General features: G+C 54.1%; 13 protein-coding genes and 2 pseudogenes. 5 read left to right on the forward strand and 10 right to left on the reverse strand.

Annotated elements, in window-relative coordinates:
• Positions 1-308: 308 nt before the first annotated feature.
• From ASB65_RS29005 to ASB65_RS22905, 10 genes and pseudogenes are all read right to left on the reverse strand, one after another.
• Positions 309-479: pseudogene (locus tag ASB65_RS29005) on the reverse strand (IS66 family transposase); the annotation flags it as partial.
• Positions 480-1,269: 790 nt separating this feature from the next.
• Positions 1,270-1,707, reverse strand: coding sequence for a VirK family protein (locus ASB65_RS22865; RefSeq protein ID WP_010892484.1), 438 nt, complete (start codon positions 1,705-1,707; stop codon positions 1,270-1,272).
• 271 nt (positions 1,708-1,978) lie between these two features.
• Positions 1,979-3,154, reverse strand: coding sequence for a cytochrome P450 (locus tag ASB65_RS22870; RefSeq protein ID WP_040132288.1), 1,176 nt, complete (start codon positions 3,152-3,154; stop codon positions 1,979-1,981).
• A 68-nt stretch (positions 3,155-3,222) separates the two neighbouring features.
• Positions 3,223-4,491, reverse strand: a complete 1,269-nt coding sequence (locus ASB65_RS22875) for a cytochrome P450 (protein WP_010892482.1) — start codon at positions 4,489-4,491, stop codon at positions 3,223-3,225.
• Positions 4,492-4,718: 227 nt separating this feature from the next.
• Positions 4,719-6,328: pseudogene (locus ASB65_RS22880) on the reverse strand (IS66-like element IS692 family transposase).
• 41 nt (positions 6,329-6,369) lie between these two features.
• On the reverse strand, positions 6,370-6,723 hold the full coding sequence (gene tnpB / locus ASB65_RS22885) for an IS66 family insertion sequence element accessory protein TnpB (protein ID WP_010892481.1): 354 nt from the start codon (positions 6,721-6,723) through the stop codon (positions 6,370-6,372).
• A complete protein-coding gene (gene tnpA / locus ASB65_RS22890) occupies positions 6,707-7,186 on the reverse strand; it encodes an IS66-like element accessory protein TnpA (protein WP_010892480.1) in 480 nt (159 codons plus the stop codon). The genes tnpB and tnpA overlap by 17 nt, the downstream gene beginning before the upstream one ends.
• 240 nt (positions 7,187-7,426) lie before the next feature.
• Positions 7,427-9,292 (reverse strand): zeta toxin family protein, encoded by a 1,866-nt coding sequence (locus ASB65_RS22895; protein ID WP_040132285.1) that lies wholly within the window; start codon positions 9,290-9,292, stop codon positions 7,427-7,429.
• On the reverse strand, positions 9,282-9,626 hold the full coding sequence (locus ASB65_RS22900) for a hypothetical protein (protein ID WP_040132284.1): 345 nt from the start codon (positions 9,624-9,626) through the stop codon (positions 9,282-9,284). Before ASB65_RS22900 ends, ASB65_RS22895 begins: the two co-directional genes overlap by 11 nt.
• A 557-nt stretch (positions 9,627-10,183) precedes the next feature.
• Complete coding sequence (locus ASB65_RS22905; RefSeq protein WP_040132282.1) at positions 10,184-10,606, reverse strand: hypothetical protein; 423 nt, start codon at positions 10,604-10,606, stop codon at positions 10,184-10,186.
• Positions 10,607-11,337: 731 nt separating this feature from the next.
• On the opposite strand from ASB65_RS22905, the gene ASB65_RS22910 reads away from it, so the two are divergent.
• From ASB65_RS22910 to ASB65_RS22930, 5 genes are all read left to right on the forward strand, one after another.
• Positions 11,338-12,183, forward strand: coding sequence for a type IV toxin-antitoxin system AbiEi family antitoxin domain-containing protein (locus tag ASB65_RS22910; protein WP_040132280.1), 846 nt, complete (start codon positions 11,338-11,340; stop codon positions 12,181-12,183).
• Entirely contained in the window at positions 12,173-13,108 is a 936-nt protein-coding gene (locus tag ASB65_RS22915; RefSeq protein WP_010892473.1) for a nucleotidyl transferase AbiEii/AbiGii toxin family protein, read from the forward strand. Before ASB65_RS22910 ends, ASB65_RS22915 begins: the two co-directional genes overlap by 11 nt.
• Positions 13,109-13,323: 215 nt before the next feature.
• The gene (locus ASB65_RS22920) at positions 13,324-13,962 is read left to right on the forward strand and encodes a hypothetical protein (RefSeq protein ID WP_010892472.1); all 639 of its coding nucleotides are present in this window, start codon (positions 13,324-13,326) and stop codon (positions 13,960-13,962) included.
• A gap of 8 nt (positions 13,963-13,970) precedes the next feature.
• Positions 13,971-16,307: a type I restriction endonuclease gene (locus ASB65_RS22925; protein WP_040132279.1), complete on the forward strand. Its 2,337-nt coding sequence runs from the start codon at positions 13,971-13,973 to the stop codon at positions 16,305-16,307.
• On the forward strand, positions 16,304-17,104 hold the full coding sequence (locus ASB65_RS22930) for a TIGR02391 family protein (protein ID WP_040132276.1): 801 nt from the start codon (positions 16,304-16,306) through the stop codon (positions 17,102-17,104). The genes ASB65_RS22925 and ASB65_RS22930 overlap by 4 nt, the downstream gene beginning before the upstream one ends.
• The last annotated feature ends 146 nt before the right edge of the window (positions 17,105-17,250 follow it).

Below are 17,250 nucleotides of genomic sequence, written 5' to 3' on the forward strand. Positions count from 1 at the left end.
TTAGGCTGCACGAGAGGATTTGTAAATGGCTTTGAAAGCGGGAATATATATTCAGTTTGTTTCAAGTGAAACAGAGAAGAATTGAACACACAAGCGGCTGATGGGACGTCGATGAAACGCGACGTTGTATCTGTGCCGTAAGGGGATGGAGTCGGCTTCGCCAGGTCAGGCAAAGATCCGGCCGTAAATGGGGCGTCAGAGGTGCGGCTAAAGAACTTTCGGGCGTGAGCTTGTTCACGAACGCGATACTTGTCTGTGGCTGAAAAACCGGGCTCATAACGCATTTTGCAGAGGTTGCCGCCGCCAAATCGTCGGGTGACTTTCCGGGTCTCGATACCATCCTCGCCAAGCTTTGACAGTTTGGCCGATTCGCAGCAGGCACAGTTCGTATGGGTGGCGATAACGACACGCTGATGCGGCCGATGTACCGGGAAGCGTTTGCGTGATGGGCGCTTGCGCTCGAAAGCTTTGACGGCTGTAGGAGATCGTCGCGAAACGAGATCCGTATGAAGTATGCCGGTCTTTGGCCGCCACGACCGCATAATACGAACAGTGCCCCCACATCGGGTCAGGCTTCAGTACTTTCTGCACGATCAACGGCAGACCGGGGAAGCCTTTGCGCATGTCGGTGTAGCACGTTGCCTGCCAGACCTTCACACCAGCAGGAACCATGATCATAGCAGCCCCAGCACGCAATCGAGAATACGGCTAAGTGCTTCCGTGTCGATGTTGCTATCTACGCGGACACGTCGGTCCCGACCCAGCTTGATTATTACATCGCTGTGCTTCCGACTGGCTGACATTGATACCGTCCGCGCAGGCAATCTCAGAGATAACCGCGTCCGGCTCAAAGCAGGCAGCGACGGGGCGCTCTTTGTCTTCGCGTGGCCAGCGGCGGCGGCATTTGACAGCCGTGATGACTTAAATCCTATGCCTCGTCGTAGGACTGTCCCTGATGCTACCACTAGGACAAATCGACATTCATCGCAGCCATATCACTGCGGCAACGAGATATACGAAGCCTTCGAAGTAAATGGTTCTGCGGTCGTGCTTCGTTGCGAATCGCTAAACTTCTGTCTCACCAAACTCGCTCGTTTGGGTGGCAACCGTGCTAGAACTTCAGATCCTCCTCCGGGAAATACGGTCGTCTGGCGTGGACTCAGCCGGCTGACAGATATTTGTCTCAGAACCGAAATGGCAGCGACGCTCAAATGTGGGTAATTGCAAGCGTTACCTTGGGCTTACATCGGACTGGACTGGACGCAAAAATCACTGTGGAGCACGAAAACTCAACCCATGGTCGATCGCGCACTTGTAGGCCAAGCTGGTACCTTTTCGCTCATATGTTGGCATGTTGAATGTAACCATCGTGAAATCGGCCTCACCGTTTGACCGGATCTGATAACGAATAAATTGAGTTATGGGTTTACCGTCACGGTCAATGGTGAAGTGCTGATCTGCAAACGCAAGGGTGCCGTCAGCTGTTATTCGATACGCATCTATACGCATGCCTCCTCGGGTTTTTGTCGCCGGAGTATCGGCCACCCCGGGGTTACACAAACTTAAATCAACCGTGACATTCACCGGCTTTCCGGCAGTCAGCGCTAGTTCAATTTCAGACAACGTCCCTAATGTATGAATATTGTCGGCTGCATAAACCGGCGTCGCCAAAAATACACCGACAAGGATTGTACTGATCCGTTTCATAAGCGACTCCTTTTTGAGTGAATCCGAAAACACCGCATTCCGCAACTCTTGAACCGCAGCGGTATCGGTCGGCAGCAAAAAGCAAAATACGGGAGATATACGCGCGACGTAGACAATGGGCTTCAACCGAGGTTCGACAATTGATTTGAGATATAGGAAGGGTGCGCATCAAGTAATCGGTGACGCATTTTTATGAGTTGCACCTTAACGTGATAACTCCCGAGCAAATCGAAGCACTGGCATGCGGACACCTAAGCGAAAGTCGCTTCGATCATCTTAGTGTCACAGGTAGATTAATCGGCCCGCGAAAGCCGAAGCCGCGCCATTGCACTAATTCAGGGTGGGGCAATATCATATCCGGAAATCGATCGAACAGTATGGGCAGCATGATCGCGCCGACGGTTTGCCGCGAGATTTGCGCGCCTGGGCAGTGATGCGGGCCGGAGCCAAAGGACTGATGCGCACTCTTCGGCCGAAAGACATTGAAGCTTTCTCCATCCTCAAAGACATCTTCATCACGATTGGCGGAGGCCTGAATAGTCATCACAATATCGCCCTTCGGAACGATAAAGCCCCGAATTTCGGTGTCCTCCCGCACGAGACGCGAACTAGCTTGAATGGGAGCAACCCAGCGCAGCCCCTCCTCAAAGGCCTGCCCCCAGCATTGCTGTCTCTTGACCTCCTCGAGTTGCTCCGGATTGGTCAGCAATCCATAGAGGATCGTGCCGAGAGCGTCGCGAGGCTCGTTAACCCCTCCCCCAATGGCGATCTTGATGTTGGCATAGATCTGGCTTAAGGGTATGGGATCAGGCGCGTTCAACATGGTCGCAAAAGCCGAGGGGTTGGGCGCGGATCGGTGTTTTTTGACCAGGTCGTTGAAGAGGCAGTTCATCTCCGCATTGGCCTCGTCCGATCGCTCAAAGAGCTCGGATCGCCATCCGAAGTTACCGGCTCCGTCAATAAGCCGTTGCGACCAGCGGATAATCTCGACATCTGATGCCTCACAAATTCCGAGAATATGTGCCAGTATGCGAGCAGCAACCGGACCACAGATCTCTGCAAAAAGATCTACTGTGTCGCCGCGCGGAAGGCGATCTAGATACTCGTTCACGATGTCACGATAGATCGGCGCCCAATGATCCGCGATCGCTTTCGGTGCGAATGCTCTGGCCATGGCCATTCGTTCCCGAGCGTGTTCAGTTCCATCCTTTCGCATCAAAGTATGAGCCTGAAACGCCGGCTTCATCGGCGTGCTGGGATCATCAGAACTAAAGCGTGAAGGATCATCCTTCACCATCTTAGTATCGAAGGCCTTCGTTAGAAACGTCCGTCTGACCGAGGCGACGTGTACCACCGGGTTTTGCACGCGCATTCTGCGATAAATCGGATAGGGATCGAGTGTTAGGTCATCGATGGTCGTCACGTCGTCCACTGGCGCGAATAGCATTGGAAATCTCCAAGTGATGCTTGATATCGATACACGCCTCTCTTCCATCCGAGCGGCGCAGATTGACTTCACAGGTCGAAGCTCAATTTTACCATCATGTCGGTGGCGCGCCGGATGCCTCCGTGACCCATCATCCGTGGCCAGTCACCCACCACCGCAAGATTCGGCGCGCGGCGCAAAAGTGTTCTAAGTCCTTCTTGCAATTCAATTCGCGCCAACGTCTCGCCGAGGCATCGATGAACACCCGCGCCAAACCCGAGGTGCCAACGCATCTGTTGACGCCCAACATCAAAAAGCTGAGGATGCTCGTAGTGTTTCTCGTCTCGCAGGCCAGACATGACACTGAGCGCGAGGAGGCTTCCCTTTGGCAACACGTATCCATCCAGATCGATATCCTTGAGGGCCAACCGCGGAAATGAGCCAACTGGCGGCTCGAATCGGAGCCCTTCCTCCACGGCGGCTGCGACATAGGATTGATTGCCACGTAAAGAAGACCAGAGCGCGGGATTTTGGAGCGCAAGAGCCGTCACCATCACCATCGCAGTGCGCGTTGTATCGCTCCCAGCGAGTATGATAAGCATGAGTTGCATGATCTCCTCAATTGGCGAAAGCGTTCCGGCTTCCCGTACCGCCTTCAAGTAGCGCGAGAGAAAATCATCCCTCATCCGACGACCGCTATCCGCGATCACGCTCCGAACGTAATCCTGAAGCTCGATAGCGGAAGCTTCAATCTCCTCGAATTCCTCATCGCGCCATGACGGGCTCAAGCAGCGGGAAACCTTATAAACTAGTCGTGTGAAAAACGGCGTGTCCTCAGACGGCAAGCCAAGGACACTTGCGATCGTCAGCGCAGGTAATTGCGACGCGTACATTTCAGTAAAATTGAAATCGTCAACTTTCTGTAGATCGTCCCACAGACATTCCGTTATCTTCGCAATCTCCGGGCGCAACGCTTCAACCATGCGGAATGAGAACGCCTTTGAAAGGCCTGAGCGACGTTTCCCATGCGTTTCACCGTTCGAAAACAACATGCTGTGATCTATAAAGTCAAAAACGGCACCAGCTTTGACGCCTCGATTCAGCATGAGCTCAGTTTCTATTTGCCGGGTACGTGGATCGGTGCCCAGCAGAAAGATATGGTCTGCGCGGAGAACGAGAAAGATGCCATCTTCTCTCCGAAGAAACGGACGCTTCGGTCGCCATTCTGCGAAAATACTGTGACCTTCAGAATCAAGTCTGCTTATAGGAACGGCGTCGGGATCGATTTGATTTGACTTCGCGACATTTAGAAACTTCTGGTCGGCCACAGAGACATCGGTAGAGCTGTTCGCAATCATTGTAATATACCTTACCAAAGACGACGCGAGAGACGACGTAAATGGCAATAAGACTTAAAGGCTTAGCCCATGCGACTGCTCTCGCCCTACGGTAGCAACAAAAAATAGTCTTACACATTAGAATCGGGTTTCATCTGTAACGAACAAATCAGATCGTCATTGCAGAGCTATCGTAAGCGCTCAATTCGCTGCGCGTTGACGCGTTAGATTATGGCGCCCTTGTCCGATTATACGGGAGTTGATTTGGCGAAGTTAAACGGGAGCAGATCGTCGATATCGGCGCCATCAGGGCGCTGCGGCAGCTCGGTGAAGATGTGCCTCAACCAAGCGAAGGGCTCGACACCACAGGCACGGCAGGTCAACATCAAGCTATAGACGACGGCGCTTGCGTTCGCCCCACTGACGGTGTCGCAAAATAGCCAGCTCTTTCTGCCCGTGGCAAATACTCTGATATCGCGTTCCAATAAATTGTTGTCGATCGGCATCCTGCCGTCTTCGATGTAGCGCGTCAGATATTCCCATTGGTTTCGCGTATAGGAGATTGCATCGCCGAGCTTGGTGTCGGGCACGACCCTGGGGGCCATGTTGTCTAGCCACTCCTTCAAGGCTTTGAGAACGGGGAGGCTGTGCTTCTGGCGCATGCGCCGGATACAATCGGCCTGCGTTTCGCCTTCAACCCGCTTTTCTTCCCGAGCTTGCCTTTCAATCCGATAGAGTTGGTCGAAGAACTTCAAAGCCTGTGCGGGTGGGCAGCTTTGTTTTTTTTCCCGGCCTTCAAGGCGTTGACGAAGCGTCGCCTGGCGTGAGCCATACATCCGACATGCGTCGCACCTTGTAGAGTTCGCCATGCCTGATAGCCGTCACTCATCAGGATACCGCGATAGTCGCCAAGGAAAGCCTGCGGATGGACCTGCCCGCGACCGGGCTGGTATTCGAGCAGCACAACCGGCTCGGCGCTGTCCTGACCGCTGCGATACGCCCAGATGTAGGACGCGTCTGTCGCCTTCCTGTCCTTTTCCTTCAGCACCTGGACCGTGGTCTCGTCACCGTGAATGACGCTCTGCGACAGGAGACGCTGCTTCAGCGCATCATAGATGCGAACCAGGTGCTTCTCACTCGACCCGATCACCCAGTGGCCAAGGGCGCCACGGCTCACGGGGACGCCGGCGCGCTCGAACGCCTGTGCCAGACGATAGAGCGGTGTGCCGTCGACAAATTTATGAACGAGCGCAAAAGCCAGTGTCGAGGCCGTGGCAATACTGCCCGGCAAGGGCTGTTTGGGCATGGGCGCGATGATGACGGGCGTGCTGATATCGGTGCGTTCGCAGTTTCGGCAAGCGTATTTGGCCCGCGCGTTCTGCAGGACCGTGGCCTTCACCTCGATATGCAACTGCTCGGTGATCAGTTCGCCCATGCGATGCAGCAGATGTCGGCAGCATGGGCAGGTCTTCTGATCTTCTGCAAGGTCATATTCAACGCGGTGGCGTGGCAAATTCGCCGGAAGCGGCTTGCGCCCACGCTTGCGGCCTTCGGGTATCTCTATCTCTGGCAACCCCGTGTCGGGAAGCCCATTGGAGCCTACTTCATCCTGGTCGGCCAATCCTTCATCAGCACCGGCCTCGAGAGCGGCGCTCTCCGCTTCGTTGAAGACGCGATCCATATGCTTTTCGCTACGCGGCGCAAAACGATGAAGCTGGGCAAGTGCAAGCTCTTCCTCGAGCTTGACAACACGCTGTTCAAGGGCGTCTCTCTCAGCCCGCAGCGCAGCGTTCTCGGCAGCATTTGCCGCCAAAAGCGCCATCAATTCTGCAACGGTCGGGGTGCCGGCTCGTGTCATTGTAGCTTTGAATCTGAGCCGCCCCGCTCCGTCAACAGCTTTCAGCCGACAAGCTCATATTGCCGAGCAGGGTGGCGAACCATTTCATCGAGATCGATGCCGTCAAGCAACCAGCGCAACTGCTCGGTATCGAGCGTCACCACCGGCACGTCGCGACGAGGCCAACGAAACCGGTCTTGCGACAACGCTTTCAATACAAGCACGAACCCTGACCGCTCGAAGAACAGCAGCTTCACCCGCGTCCGCCGACGATTGCAGAAGACAAAGACGGCACGCTCGAACGGGTTCAGTCCCATCGACTGCTCGACCAGGATCGCCAGGCTGTTGATCCCTGCGCGAAAGTCGATCGGATCCCGGTGAAGGTAAACACGAAGATCATCAGCCAGCCGGAACATCGCAACGCCCCAAAGCCTCAATCAGAATGGAAACAGCCTGCTTATCCGCGTCCTCAAGCTCAAGCCGCACACCATTCGGCAGAACAGCCGTCAGGCGCATACCTGCCGATGGTGGCCGAGCCGGCATGTCGGGCAGGTGCACAATCGGCGACGCTGTAGCCACGGCAACAAAGGCCGATGCTTCATGCCCCGCAAGAGCCGGCATATCGTCCTGCATCTGCCGATCTCGGCGAAGCTTCACCCAATTGCGTAACAGGTTGGCATTTATTCCATGCGCCAGTGCCAGGCTCGCAACTGATACGCCAGGCTTCATCGCACTGTCGATTAGCCGGGCTTTGTCCGCGGGATCGAAGCGCCGCTTCCCATTCGAAATAACCTTCACAGCACGAAGGCCGCATGAACCGCTAAAACTATCCGAGGTCATTGTGTCCACAAACTCCTTTGTGGACACAGAATCAGACATTCGATCTTCTATGAACAGGTGCCGCAAATTGAGCGCTTACGAGCTATCGGTGACGCGTCACCATCGCGCACCTCATTGGCGGTATTTACTACGGTGATCAAAAATTTTCCGCAACGGGCATAGATCGGCGGAAGCACGACGTCGACTTGTCGGACGTATCGCACTGAACACTGATAACTTTCATGATCGGCGCCCCGAATCCGGAGTTGCATCTGACAAAACCCGCCGGTGCACTTTTAATTAAACTCTTCCAGAGGAATGTTCGCGAGTTCGTTGCTCCAACTCCGATGCTTCTCCGGCACGAGCTCGATTGACAGCTTGTTGACGCTGCAGTCCCAGTTGAACTATCGCTTCTGGTGGAAGCAATAGTTCGGTGTTTCCGGCCAAACGCTGACAAAGCTCGCTGAAAGTCCCATTTTCATTTCTGACTAAAATTCTATCAGCAGAAATAGTCGTGGGTATCCTGCGTCCGTTGTCCGACAAAGAAAATTTCTCGCCGGCGATAAAGGTTGCACCATTTCCCGCGTCAACCAAAACTATAGGCAGTTCACTAGTCTCCCTGGACGCGAGACTATGGGGTAGCTGACCCTCGTTCATTATCTTGGTAAAGATATTATGCTGGTCCGATCCCAGGCGCTTTTTTAACGAGCTAGGTGTTTCGTAGCCAGTGCCGTCTTCCATGCGGATCAATACATTCAACTTACGCCGGTCACGAGTGATGTTTGGAAATCTGACTCGATCGAAGACCATCCGATTATACTGTTCGATTGGTCTATAGACATTCTTTGAGACCTCAACGAGAAACTTAGGACGCCGATGCTTGACAGACTGTGCCTGCTGTTCAGAGATATTGACGACGTCAGCACTCGGCACCATGCCTCGTGGGTTTGTGCTGATGTTCAATCGCCTGGCTGTAGAACTCTCCCCAGAAGTGCGAGCATAAAAGGTCGAAACATCGCGAGAACGTACATCGCCTTCGTCATTCCATTTGCCGATGGCGGATTCAAACTGCGCCGTGATCGCCTCTTGAAGAGAATGATGGACAGCCGTTATCTTTTCGCAAAACAACTCTTCAAAAGCATCTTCTCGGAATTCACCGCCCTTACTCTTGCGATTAACCACAAAGGAAATGTCGCGCTTTAAATTCCATGAAAACTTGTTCGAAAACTCGCGCATATATTCGGGACGTGTTTCGAACGAACTGAGATCACTGTGCTCTCTCAGCCTTGTTGCGATGGCACTTTGATACGAAGCGATTGGCAGGCGGGCGGAATCTGGATGTTGGGCGAATGCGAAGCTTCGACGGAGCCTCTCCCAAACGCTGTTAACCCAGTGCTGCTGTCTCTCGTCCAACGGGCGATTTCGATGATCCATCAATGCCCTTAACGCGCCTGGCTCCCGGCCCCAAGTCGATTTTCCGTCACTTGCTAGAGCTTGTTCATTGTCGTAACACGTTTCACCGTCCCTGCGTACAATTGCAATTCTATCAAATGTTTTGTAATTTTCGACCTCGAGCGCTACACGTGGCCAAATTGAATAATAATGATCGTGAGTTTCGACATCTGGCAATACGGTTGAGGCAATAAACGAGTTCGCCAGCGCCCTTTCAAAGCGATCGTGAATAGCTGTAAAGCTCGTTATCCTGTCCGTCGCGATAATATTTAGTTCTGTTCTATATCCGTTGGAGCGCGCCTTATCTAAGAGCGACGCGTAATGATTTGGCGGATAGCACGACTCCAGTATAATATTATATCTATTAGTGATACTGCGATCAAATAATTGATGATACCATTCTGTCGCTGCCGACGAATTTGCTCGCTCTAACGCATGCGAGCCCTGCAGAAGGGCTGCATTGTTACCAGGAATGTATGCATTGAGATCATCAGCTATTATTCGCTGGGTGCTTTCACCGCCCGTTCTACTCTTGATTTGGCGAACTAAGGTGCTCTTTCCGGCACCCTGCTGGCCACATACAACTGTGAAAGTTGGCTTTGCAACAGACGCCCCCCGCGCACCGATTGCCGGAATGATCTGGGTCTCGAAGATGTCGCGCTTAGCTTGTAACGAGAGGGTAAGCGCTCGATCAACTCCTAGATCATCTCTCATTGACGCGTAGATCCTCAAATTTGACGAGCCACGGATCAACAAACATTCTTACGAAGTGATTTAGCTCATCAATCAGGTTCACTGCCTCTATTGCGTTACCATCAAGTCGTTCCAATCGCTGTGAAAATTCGATGCGTTTCGTATCCGCTAAGGCGTATTGTGCCACGAGCTCCTCAAAACGCTCATAGCCGCTATATCTGAAGGTGATCAGCCGTGAAGTGAGTGCGCCCACGAGATCATGAGCGTCGTTTATGATCTCAAACGCTGGCTTATCCCGGTAGCGTTTTGGAAGCCCTAGTTCTACGCCTAGTTGGCAGTCAAGATCCGGAAACATGATTTCTTCCTCGTTAAAAGGCGATCGGCGAAAGATACGGCCGCAATGAGAACCTTTTATTGCGACCAAGATTTTTACGTTACGTTTGCAATATACGCTGCTATTCTGCATCATACTGCAGGCTATTCCCAGTACGACGGACGGCAATCTCGCGGGTGCTCGCCCCGTTTCCGGCAAACCGAAGCATTTGTCTTAATTGTCTCATGGTCAGCCCTCTCTTTGCAGGCATCAAAATGTCCTCGTTCATCCCGAGGTAATTGATGCCAAGTTGCTGACCAAGGGGTATCTTCGGTGCCGAAAATTGGCCGGACTTTGACTTGAATGATGGCCGGCTTCACGTCGGAATCCGCAGTCGAGCGGATTTTATCTCATGGAGAGGTTGTTCACTATCCTATGCCGTGACTGCTTTTCCATGGTCAGCGATAAAGCGCTGGAGACCGCCGGTCGATAACCAGACCATATAATGGATAGGGCTGTCCGAAATCATTGCGCCATAGCCAATCAGGATGTGCGTTTATCAAATAACCGATGGCGGGATTGATCCGTCGAAGCGGCCATTATGTTTTCTCGGCCAAACTGGGTGAATCATGCTCCGGATTTGCCAACATCAGCTTTGCAAGCTCGACGGCATCTGCATCCGTATTCCACCCCATCACCTGAGCATCGAATGTCTCAAAGAGAAGCTGCGTCGCTCGAATACTTCTTGATTCAATAATATCACGCTCATTTATGAAACCGTTGATCACTAGATCGGAAATGGTGGCATACATTTCCTCAGCAGATATAGCAGGTATGTATTCTGCAAGGTCTTCAATATCGAGGAGTTCATTACCAAGACTATCTTGGTCGGCATACGCAATCGCCACGAGGATATGCAACTCCGCATTTGTAAAAGCTTTCGATTGCGGGGTTAAGATCGTGTCATGCTCGTCCACACGTACAGAATACTCGTTTGTGCGTCCGGTGGTATCGTGTTCCATGCTGCTCGACTTTGCGCCCCCTTCGAGGGGTGCGTGTTCTGATAAGGACAGCTCAGAGCATCTTTCGCGGGATTGCTGCTGGCAATGCGCACGAACAAGATCGCGTTTTAGGTAGGATTCCCGAGCGACGATTGGCTCCAGTTGTCGATAATTGAGAATGCTACCCGCGTTAATTTGGATGCGTCAAGAATTAGGTGCCGGCAACTGATTAGATTCAAATGGCCCAGCACAAATGCAAACGCATAATGGGGTCAGAACAAGATTAGTGCGAAATCGTACGCCAAGCGCATTTGTCCATAATCTCAGCAGTTTGCCGTCTGTGATAAATAGGAAGCTTAAGGGTGAAAAGCATCCTAGGACCCATTTTTAGAACGAAAATCGATCTCAAGCATCACTTTCTCGGCTAAACGTACAATTTCGCACTAATCTTGTTCTGACCCCTATTACCCACACCATTCTTCCAAAAGATCTTCAGACCCAACTAGCCCGGCTCTATTTTACCTAAGGTTCAGAATTGCCGCTCGTCTTGGCGATGAGCCGGCGGAAATAGGCCCAGTCGGCCCGAAGCTGCGGTCCGCAGCCGCAACGAACCGTTCAATGCAGCTGCGCTGTGTCAGGAGCATCTAATTCGTAACCCGCTTTGCAGGGATCTGGAAAAGTCAATTTCTAATTGACATATTCGGTATCGTGTAAAGTTGCGTATGCTTTGATCTTGCGGCATAATGTCAAACATGAATGGACAATCAGAGAGCAAGCTAAAGCACCTTCTGCAGCATATCCCCCCCGGCTTCCTGGTGGACTCGAGGTGGATGGCCCGCCATGCTATCTCGCGACAATCCGTGTCAGGCTATCTCAAGCATGGCTGGCTCGAGCCAGTCACGTCAGGCGTGTACCGTCGCCCATTCTCCTCAGATACCAATCCAGAAGCTGTCGGAGGCTGGAAGATACCTCTGCTCTCAGCCGCCTGGCTCATGCGGCACGAGTTCCATGTCGGCGGGGCGAGTTCCCTCAACTTACGGGGACATACTCATTACCTCTCGTTCGGCAGCGAATTTGCCCTCTATCTCTATGGATCCGATGTCCCGACATGGCTGTCGAAGTTGCGGACGGACGCCGATGTCAAGACCAGGAGCAACGTCCTGTTCGGCGAAGGGGCGACGGGCGTCGAAAACGCTGATTTCGACCTTTCCAACGACGAGGATCCAGAGCTGGTACAAAGCCCATGGCGCTGGCCAATTCCGCTGTCCTCACCCGAGCGCGCGATCCTCGAAATGCTAGACGAAGTCCCAAAGGGCGAAAGCTTCCACAAGGTGGACGTGGCGTTCGAGAGCCTTGCGAATCTGCGCCCGAGATTATTGACGACACTCCTTACCCTATGCCGAAGCGTAAAAACCAAGCGCCTCTTCTTCGTGTTTGCTGACAAGCACAATCACGCCTGGCGCCGGCACATCGACGTCTCCTCCGTCGATATCGGCAAGGGCGACCGGGCGCTGACCCCGGGGGGCAGGCTGCACCCCATCTATCGCATCACAGTCCCAAATGACTTGATGCCAAAGGAGGCCCCATATGGCCCGTGACCGATACATGCGCCAGGTCGACCTCCTGGTGCGGATCCTTCCATTCATCGCCCGCCACGAGGCCTTCGCCCTGAAGGGTGGAACGGCGATCAACCTCTTCTATCGCGATATGCCGCGGCTCTCTGTCGATATCGACCTGACCTATCTGCCGATTGAGGATCGCGAAACGACGCTGAAAAATATCGACACGACACTGGAGCACATCCGCGAAGACTTGATGGGCAACCTGCGCGGCTTGAACGTCCAGAGGATCGCCGGCGGCGGCAACAATGATACCCGCCTCCTGGTCCGGCAGGGCAACGTTGAAATAAAAGTGGAGACTTCTCCTGTCGCGAGAGGCACCGTTCATACGTCGGAACGACGCCGGGTGAGCGAGAAAGTCGAGGACGTCTTCGGGTTCGCTGAGATGCAGGTCGTCTCGTTTGAGGACCTGTTTGGTGGGAAGCTGCATGCGGCGGTTGACCGACAGCACCCACGCGACCTGTTCGACGTCAAGCTGCTCTATGAAAACGAGGGATTGACCGACGGGCTGTTTCGGACCTTCCTGATTTATGTCGCAAGTTCCGGGCGGCCGCCCCATGAGCTGGTTAGGCCCTCGCTTGCAGCGCTGGAAGAGGCATTCGTCAAAGAGTTCGAGGGAATGACGACGCAGCCCATCAGCCTAGATGAGCTGAAAGCCGCAAGAGAGCAACTGACGACGGATCTTCGTGCACGGCTCGACGACGACGCCATGCGCTTTCTGCTTTCACTCCACAACGGCAAACCAGATTTCGACGCCATCGGGTTGCCGCAAGCGGCTGATCTGCCGGCCGTCCGCTGGAAGATTCTCAACCTCGAGAAGCTGAAGGCGCAGAACCCAGAAAAACATGCCGAGCAACGGCGAGAGATCGAGGGGCTTCGGTCAACGACCAGGGGACAATCCTGATGCTCCAGTTCGACGGTAATTGGCGTTTTGACAGTCCCGGGCCAATAGAGCCAGCAGTTCAACAGGCTTTTCGCGATCTCATCAACCGCATTTGTTGACAGGGACAGCGGAAGCCCATCCTCGAACATTTCAAAGCTCGCTTTTGCGCAGCCGGCGGTGCGGAGTATTGGCCTAGCACCAATGAGCGGTTCGCCTCAGAGGATCTCGACCGAGACATGACACGCGCCGGAGATAATGCCGCGATTTTCATCGAAACATTCTGGGGCGCTTGCCAAGAACTTCGCGCACGCAATCCCACAATGGTGATACCGGATGCCGGGCGGATCAATCAAATCCTTGCGGACGCCGACGCCGGCTATCAGCTCGATCCTCCCATACTGACCGCCACGCGCGTCCACATTCCCATCAACGTTCCGAATGCGCCTCCTTCACTTGACGTCCAGGCGCAGGCGCTCATCAACGAATCCCTTGACGCGTCCCAGCGCGCACTTAGCGACGGCAACGGCCGCCAGGCTGTCCAGGAGGTCCTTTGGCTGCTGGAAACGATCTCCACGGCATTTCGAAGTCAAGAGATTTTGGACGGTTCCATCCAGGGCCGATACTTCAACAAGATCATTGGGGAATTGCGCCAGCGCGGCCGGGGGCACCAGGACCAGATCTTTCAGTGGATGATGACCCTGCACGGATATCTATCATCGCCGACCGGTGGTGGCGTTCGTCACGGGGTCGACCTTAAAGAGGGCCTTGCGCTCGAGATTGATGAGGCACGGCTCTACTGCAACCTAATCCGCAGCTACTTGACGTTCCTGATCGCTGAACATGAACGCCTTAGCCGCCGCGAAGCGCAGATATAGGAGGCTCCGTGAGCGACGATTCCGATAAAAAACAGACTGAATACGATCTCGAAACAGCGATTTCCGCAGCGATCGAGAAGGCATTTCCACGCCTCAACGCCGCGGGCATCCAGCATCAGATCGAATTCACAATTCGCCTAGGGCATGCGACGATCACCGCCAACGGGCGGGAAAGCTGGATCAAACGGGGACGGGCCGACATCCTCTTGGTGCTGGATGATAAGCCTGTGGCAATTCTGGAGCTGAAGAGACCCGATATCTCTGTGACCGACGACGATGGCAAGCAGGGCCTGTCTTATGCTCGTTTGTTGCCCGTCATGGCGCCTTTCGTCGTCGCGACCAATGGCGATCAACTGCAGATCATCGAAACTTTCTCTGGTCAGCCCTTCAAAGCAGAAAGTCCTGACGAGAAGGCGTTCGAAGCTTTGATGAAGTCCGCGGGAAAGGTCGCGGCGGGCGACCGCGACGACGCGATTTCTACCCTGATGGGAAGTGACCCGCAAATTTGGACGAAGGCTGTTGCTGTTGCTTCGGCGACGGCTATGAGCGAATTGACCGCAACGTCCGACCATCCTCGCCGCCCCTTTGGCCCGTTGAAGATTTTTCGACTAGCTACGCAGCGCCTCGTAAATCAGCTAGGGAGATCCCGGCTGGTGCTGGTTTCCGGACCACCCCTCGTCGGCAAAACCAACGTTCTCGAACAACTTATCCGCCTAACGGATACGCTTGATGCTGGCGGTTTATTCCTCGAGTGCGGTGCAAGCGAGATCTTCCGCAAGATTGCCGACCTTCTCTCGGACACGCTCGACTGGCACGTCGATCCGGAAGCGGCACGAAACTGGGTGCGTCAAATTTCTCGGACCGATGGACCAAGTTTGATACTCGCCATAGATCGTCTCGACCCCGACGACCGTGATGATGTTCGAATGATCGAAGACCTGATGTCGAGCAGGTTCGGCCTTGGCCTGCGGATTGTTGTAGGTCTGGATGAGGATGCAATTCGACGGGTGGTGGCCAGTTCGGATGGCCGTCGTGAGTCTGTCGTTGGTCGACACGCGACGATTGTTGAAGTCACTGATCTTGCAGATCGCGAGTATGTCGCGGCGCTGGAAGCCCTCGCAAAACTCGGCATGGGTATAATGGATGGAGGAGAGCACAGTCCAGACCTGCGTCGCGCTTGGCTCCTCCAAGCTATGGTGACACACGTCCTGGGGGTGAAACGGAAGCGAGAGGGTATAGCCGTATTTCCGGCAGTGCCCGGACTGGAAGTCATAGCTCAGGCGCGAGCGGATTTTAAGGACCCAGAACTCAGGCGCCGATTTCGTGGCGTTGCTCAAGCTATTGTTCTGGATGCCCAGGATCAAACAAAGCCATATTCGATGGCTCTTCAGCTCATGGGTCGTTACTTCGTTCGACGGGAAACACTCGAAGGCCGTTTGTCCACGTCTGATACCGAATGGTTAATCCGGAGCGGTTACCTCAATCCATCGATATCGGCTGAGAACACGCCGATGCTGAACGTGACCCTCCCCGAGCTGCTGGCAAGCGAATTGGCCCGACTTTTGGCGATCGAATTACGAGAGCGTGCCGACGATGATCCGGTCGATGCGGCCGAGTGGCTTGCCGGCGCTGCAAGTAATTTTCTGTTTGGTGACATAGTTGCCGCTCAGGCTTTTTTGGATCTCGGCGCTGTGAATCGTGACCTGCCGTATCCGTTGTTTCGAGCACTTGCGGACATGACGCCGTTTAGAGAGCAGATACATCCCGGCCAGCACCTGCAAGGCTGGGTCGAAGGTGTTGGCGATTTGGAGCTTCTCCCCCAGGAAGACGGCTCTGTGGTCCTGACGATCGACGGTGAAGAACACACCATCGACACCGAAGACGATCCCGGCGAAACCATTGGAAACGTCTTCGGATGGCAAATCCTCTCACAATTGGCATCGCGCCGCTTAACGGTCCAGACCGAAAGCGGCCAACACCGGCTTGATCCTCAAGCTTTGTTGCTTGTCGGCACTGCGGATTTCGTGTTGCGGCAATCGCGCAACGATATGCTCGCCGAATCCCTGCCGGTTCATGACGGTAAAGGCGGAGGCCAATTTATATGTCATGACGCCGGCGTCGTAGAGGCTATTACCCAATCGATGCTGAGATATCTGTCGACCGAGCCATTGGAAGCTCGCGATTCCTTCCTCACCGCGGCGATGGAAGTCGACAGCATCTATCTCACAGCCCGTCTCGACATCGCATTGCAAATGGTCGCGCGCTCGACCGATGCAGATCTCTCGACCTGGGCGAAGGAGGTGCTTGTCAAGCGCGTCCGCCCCGCGTTCTTGGGGTGCAAATGAAAACCTTCACGCAATCTCAACTTCAGGCGATCGCCGATGCATTGGGTGATACAGACTACGGCCTCACCGGCTCCGAAATCGGTCACCTGCTGGCAACGGTCAAGATAGTTGATACTGATCCACAGATGACAAAGCGTCATAGGCTGTACAATGCCTTCGCCTCTGACCAGAACAGTCGTAAGCAGCGAACCCATATCATCGCTTTTATACGCAAGGCGATGAAGCCTGAACGCTTCGCCAGAGATTCGGAACGCTTCGAACCGATGAGGCTCAATCTTAACCGCGCTTTGGCATTTGCCGGGCTGGCTGTAAAGGCGTCAGGTGAACTCGCCGCCGTCGATGCCGCGGAAACACTTTCGCAAGCAACCCGCCGTGCCTTAGAGTTGAGAGCCGATCTTACAAGCCGCGGCGTTCACCCTGATGTGCTGCGGTTTTGCCGCGAAGAGCTTCTTGTGGATAATTATTTCCACGCAGTTCTCGAGGCCGTGAAAAGTGTCGCCGACAAGATACGGCAACGTACGGGACTAACGGACGATGGCGCCGTTCTTGTCGATCGCGCCTTTAGCGGGGACGCACCAATGCTGGCGATAAACGAACTCCAGAGCGAAAGCGAAAAAGGCGAGCAACGTGGGTTCTCCAACCTTGTAAAAGGGACATTCAGCATGTTTCGCAACACGACGGCCCACGCGCCAAGGATCCATTGGCAGATGTCGAAAGAGGATGCGGAGGACCTGTTTTCAATGGTCTCTCTAATGCACCGGCGCATCGACGCGGCAATCATGCCGCCCCGGGTTTGAAGGTGGCCCCTGTGCTTGGGTCGGTTTCTCGACACGTGCATCTTTCTCACTGACGGCGGAGATACAACTTCTGGGTGGTGGAAACATTAAGCAATGACACGAGCGACGTGTTAATGTCAGACCGCGCGACGCAATCTGAGCTTGAA

Source organism: Agrobacterium tumefaciens str. B6 (genome assembly GCF_001541315.1).
GTDB lineage: Bacteria > Pseudomonadota > Alphaproteobacteria > Rhizobiales > Rhizobiaceae > Agrobacterium > Agrobacterium radiobacter.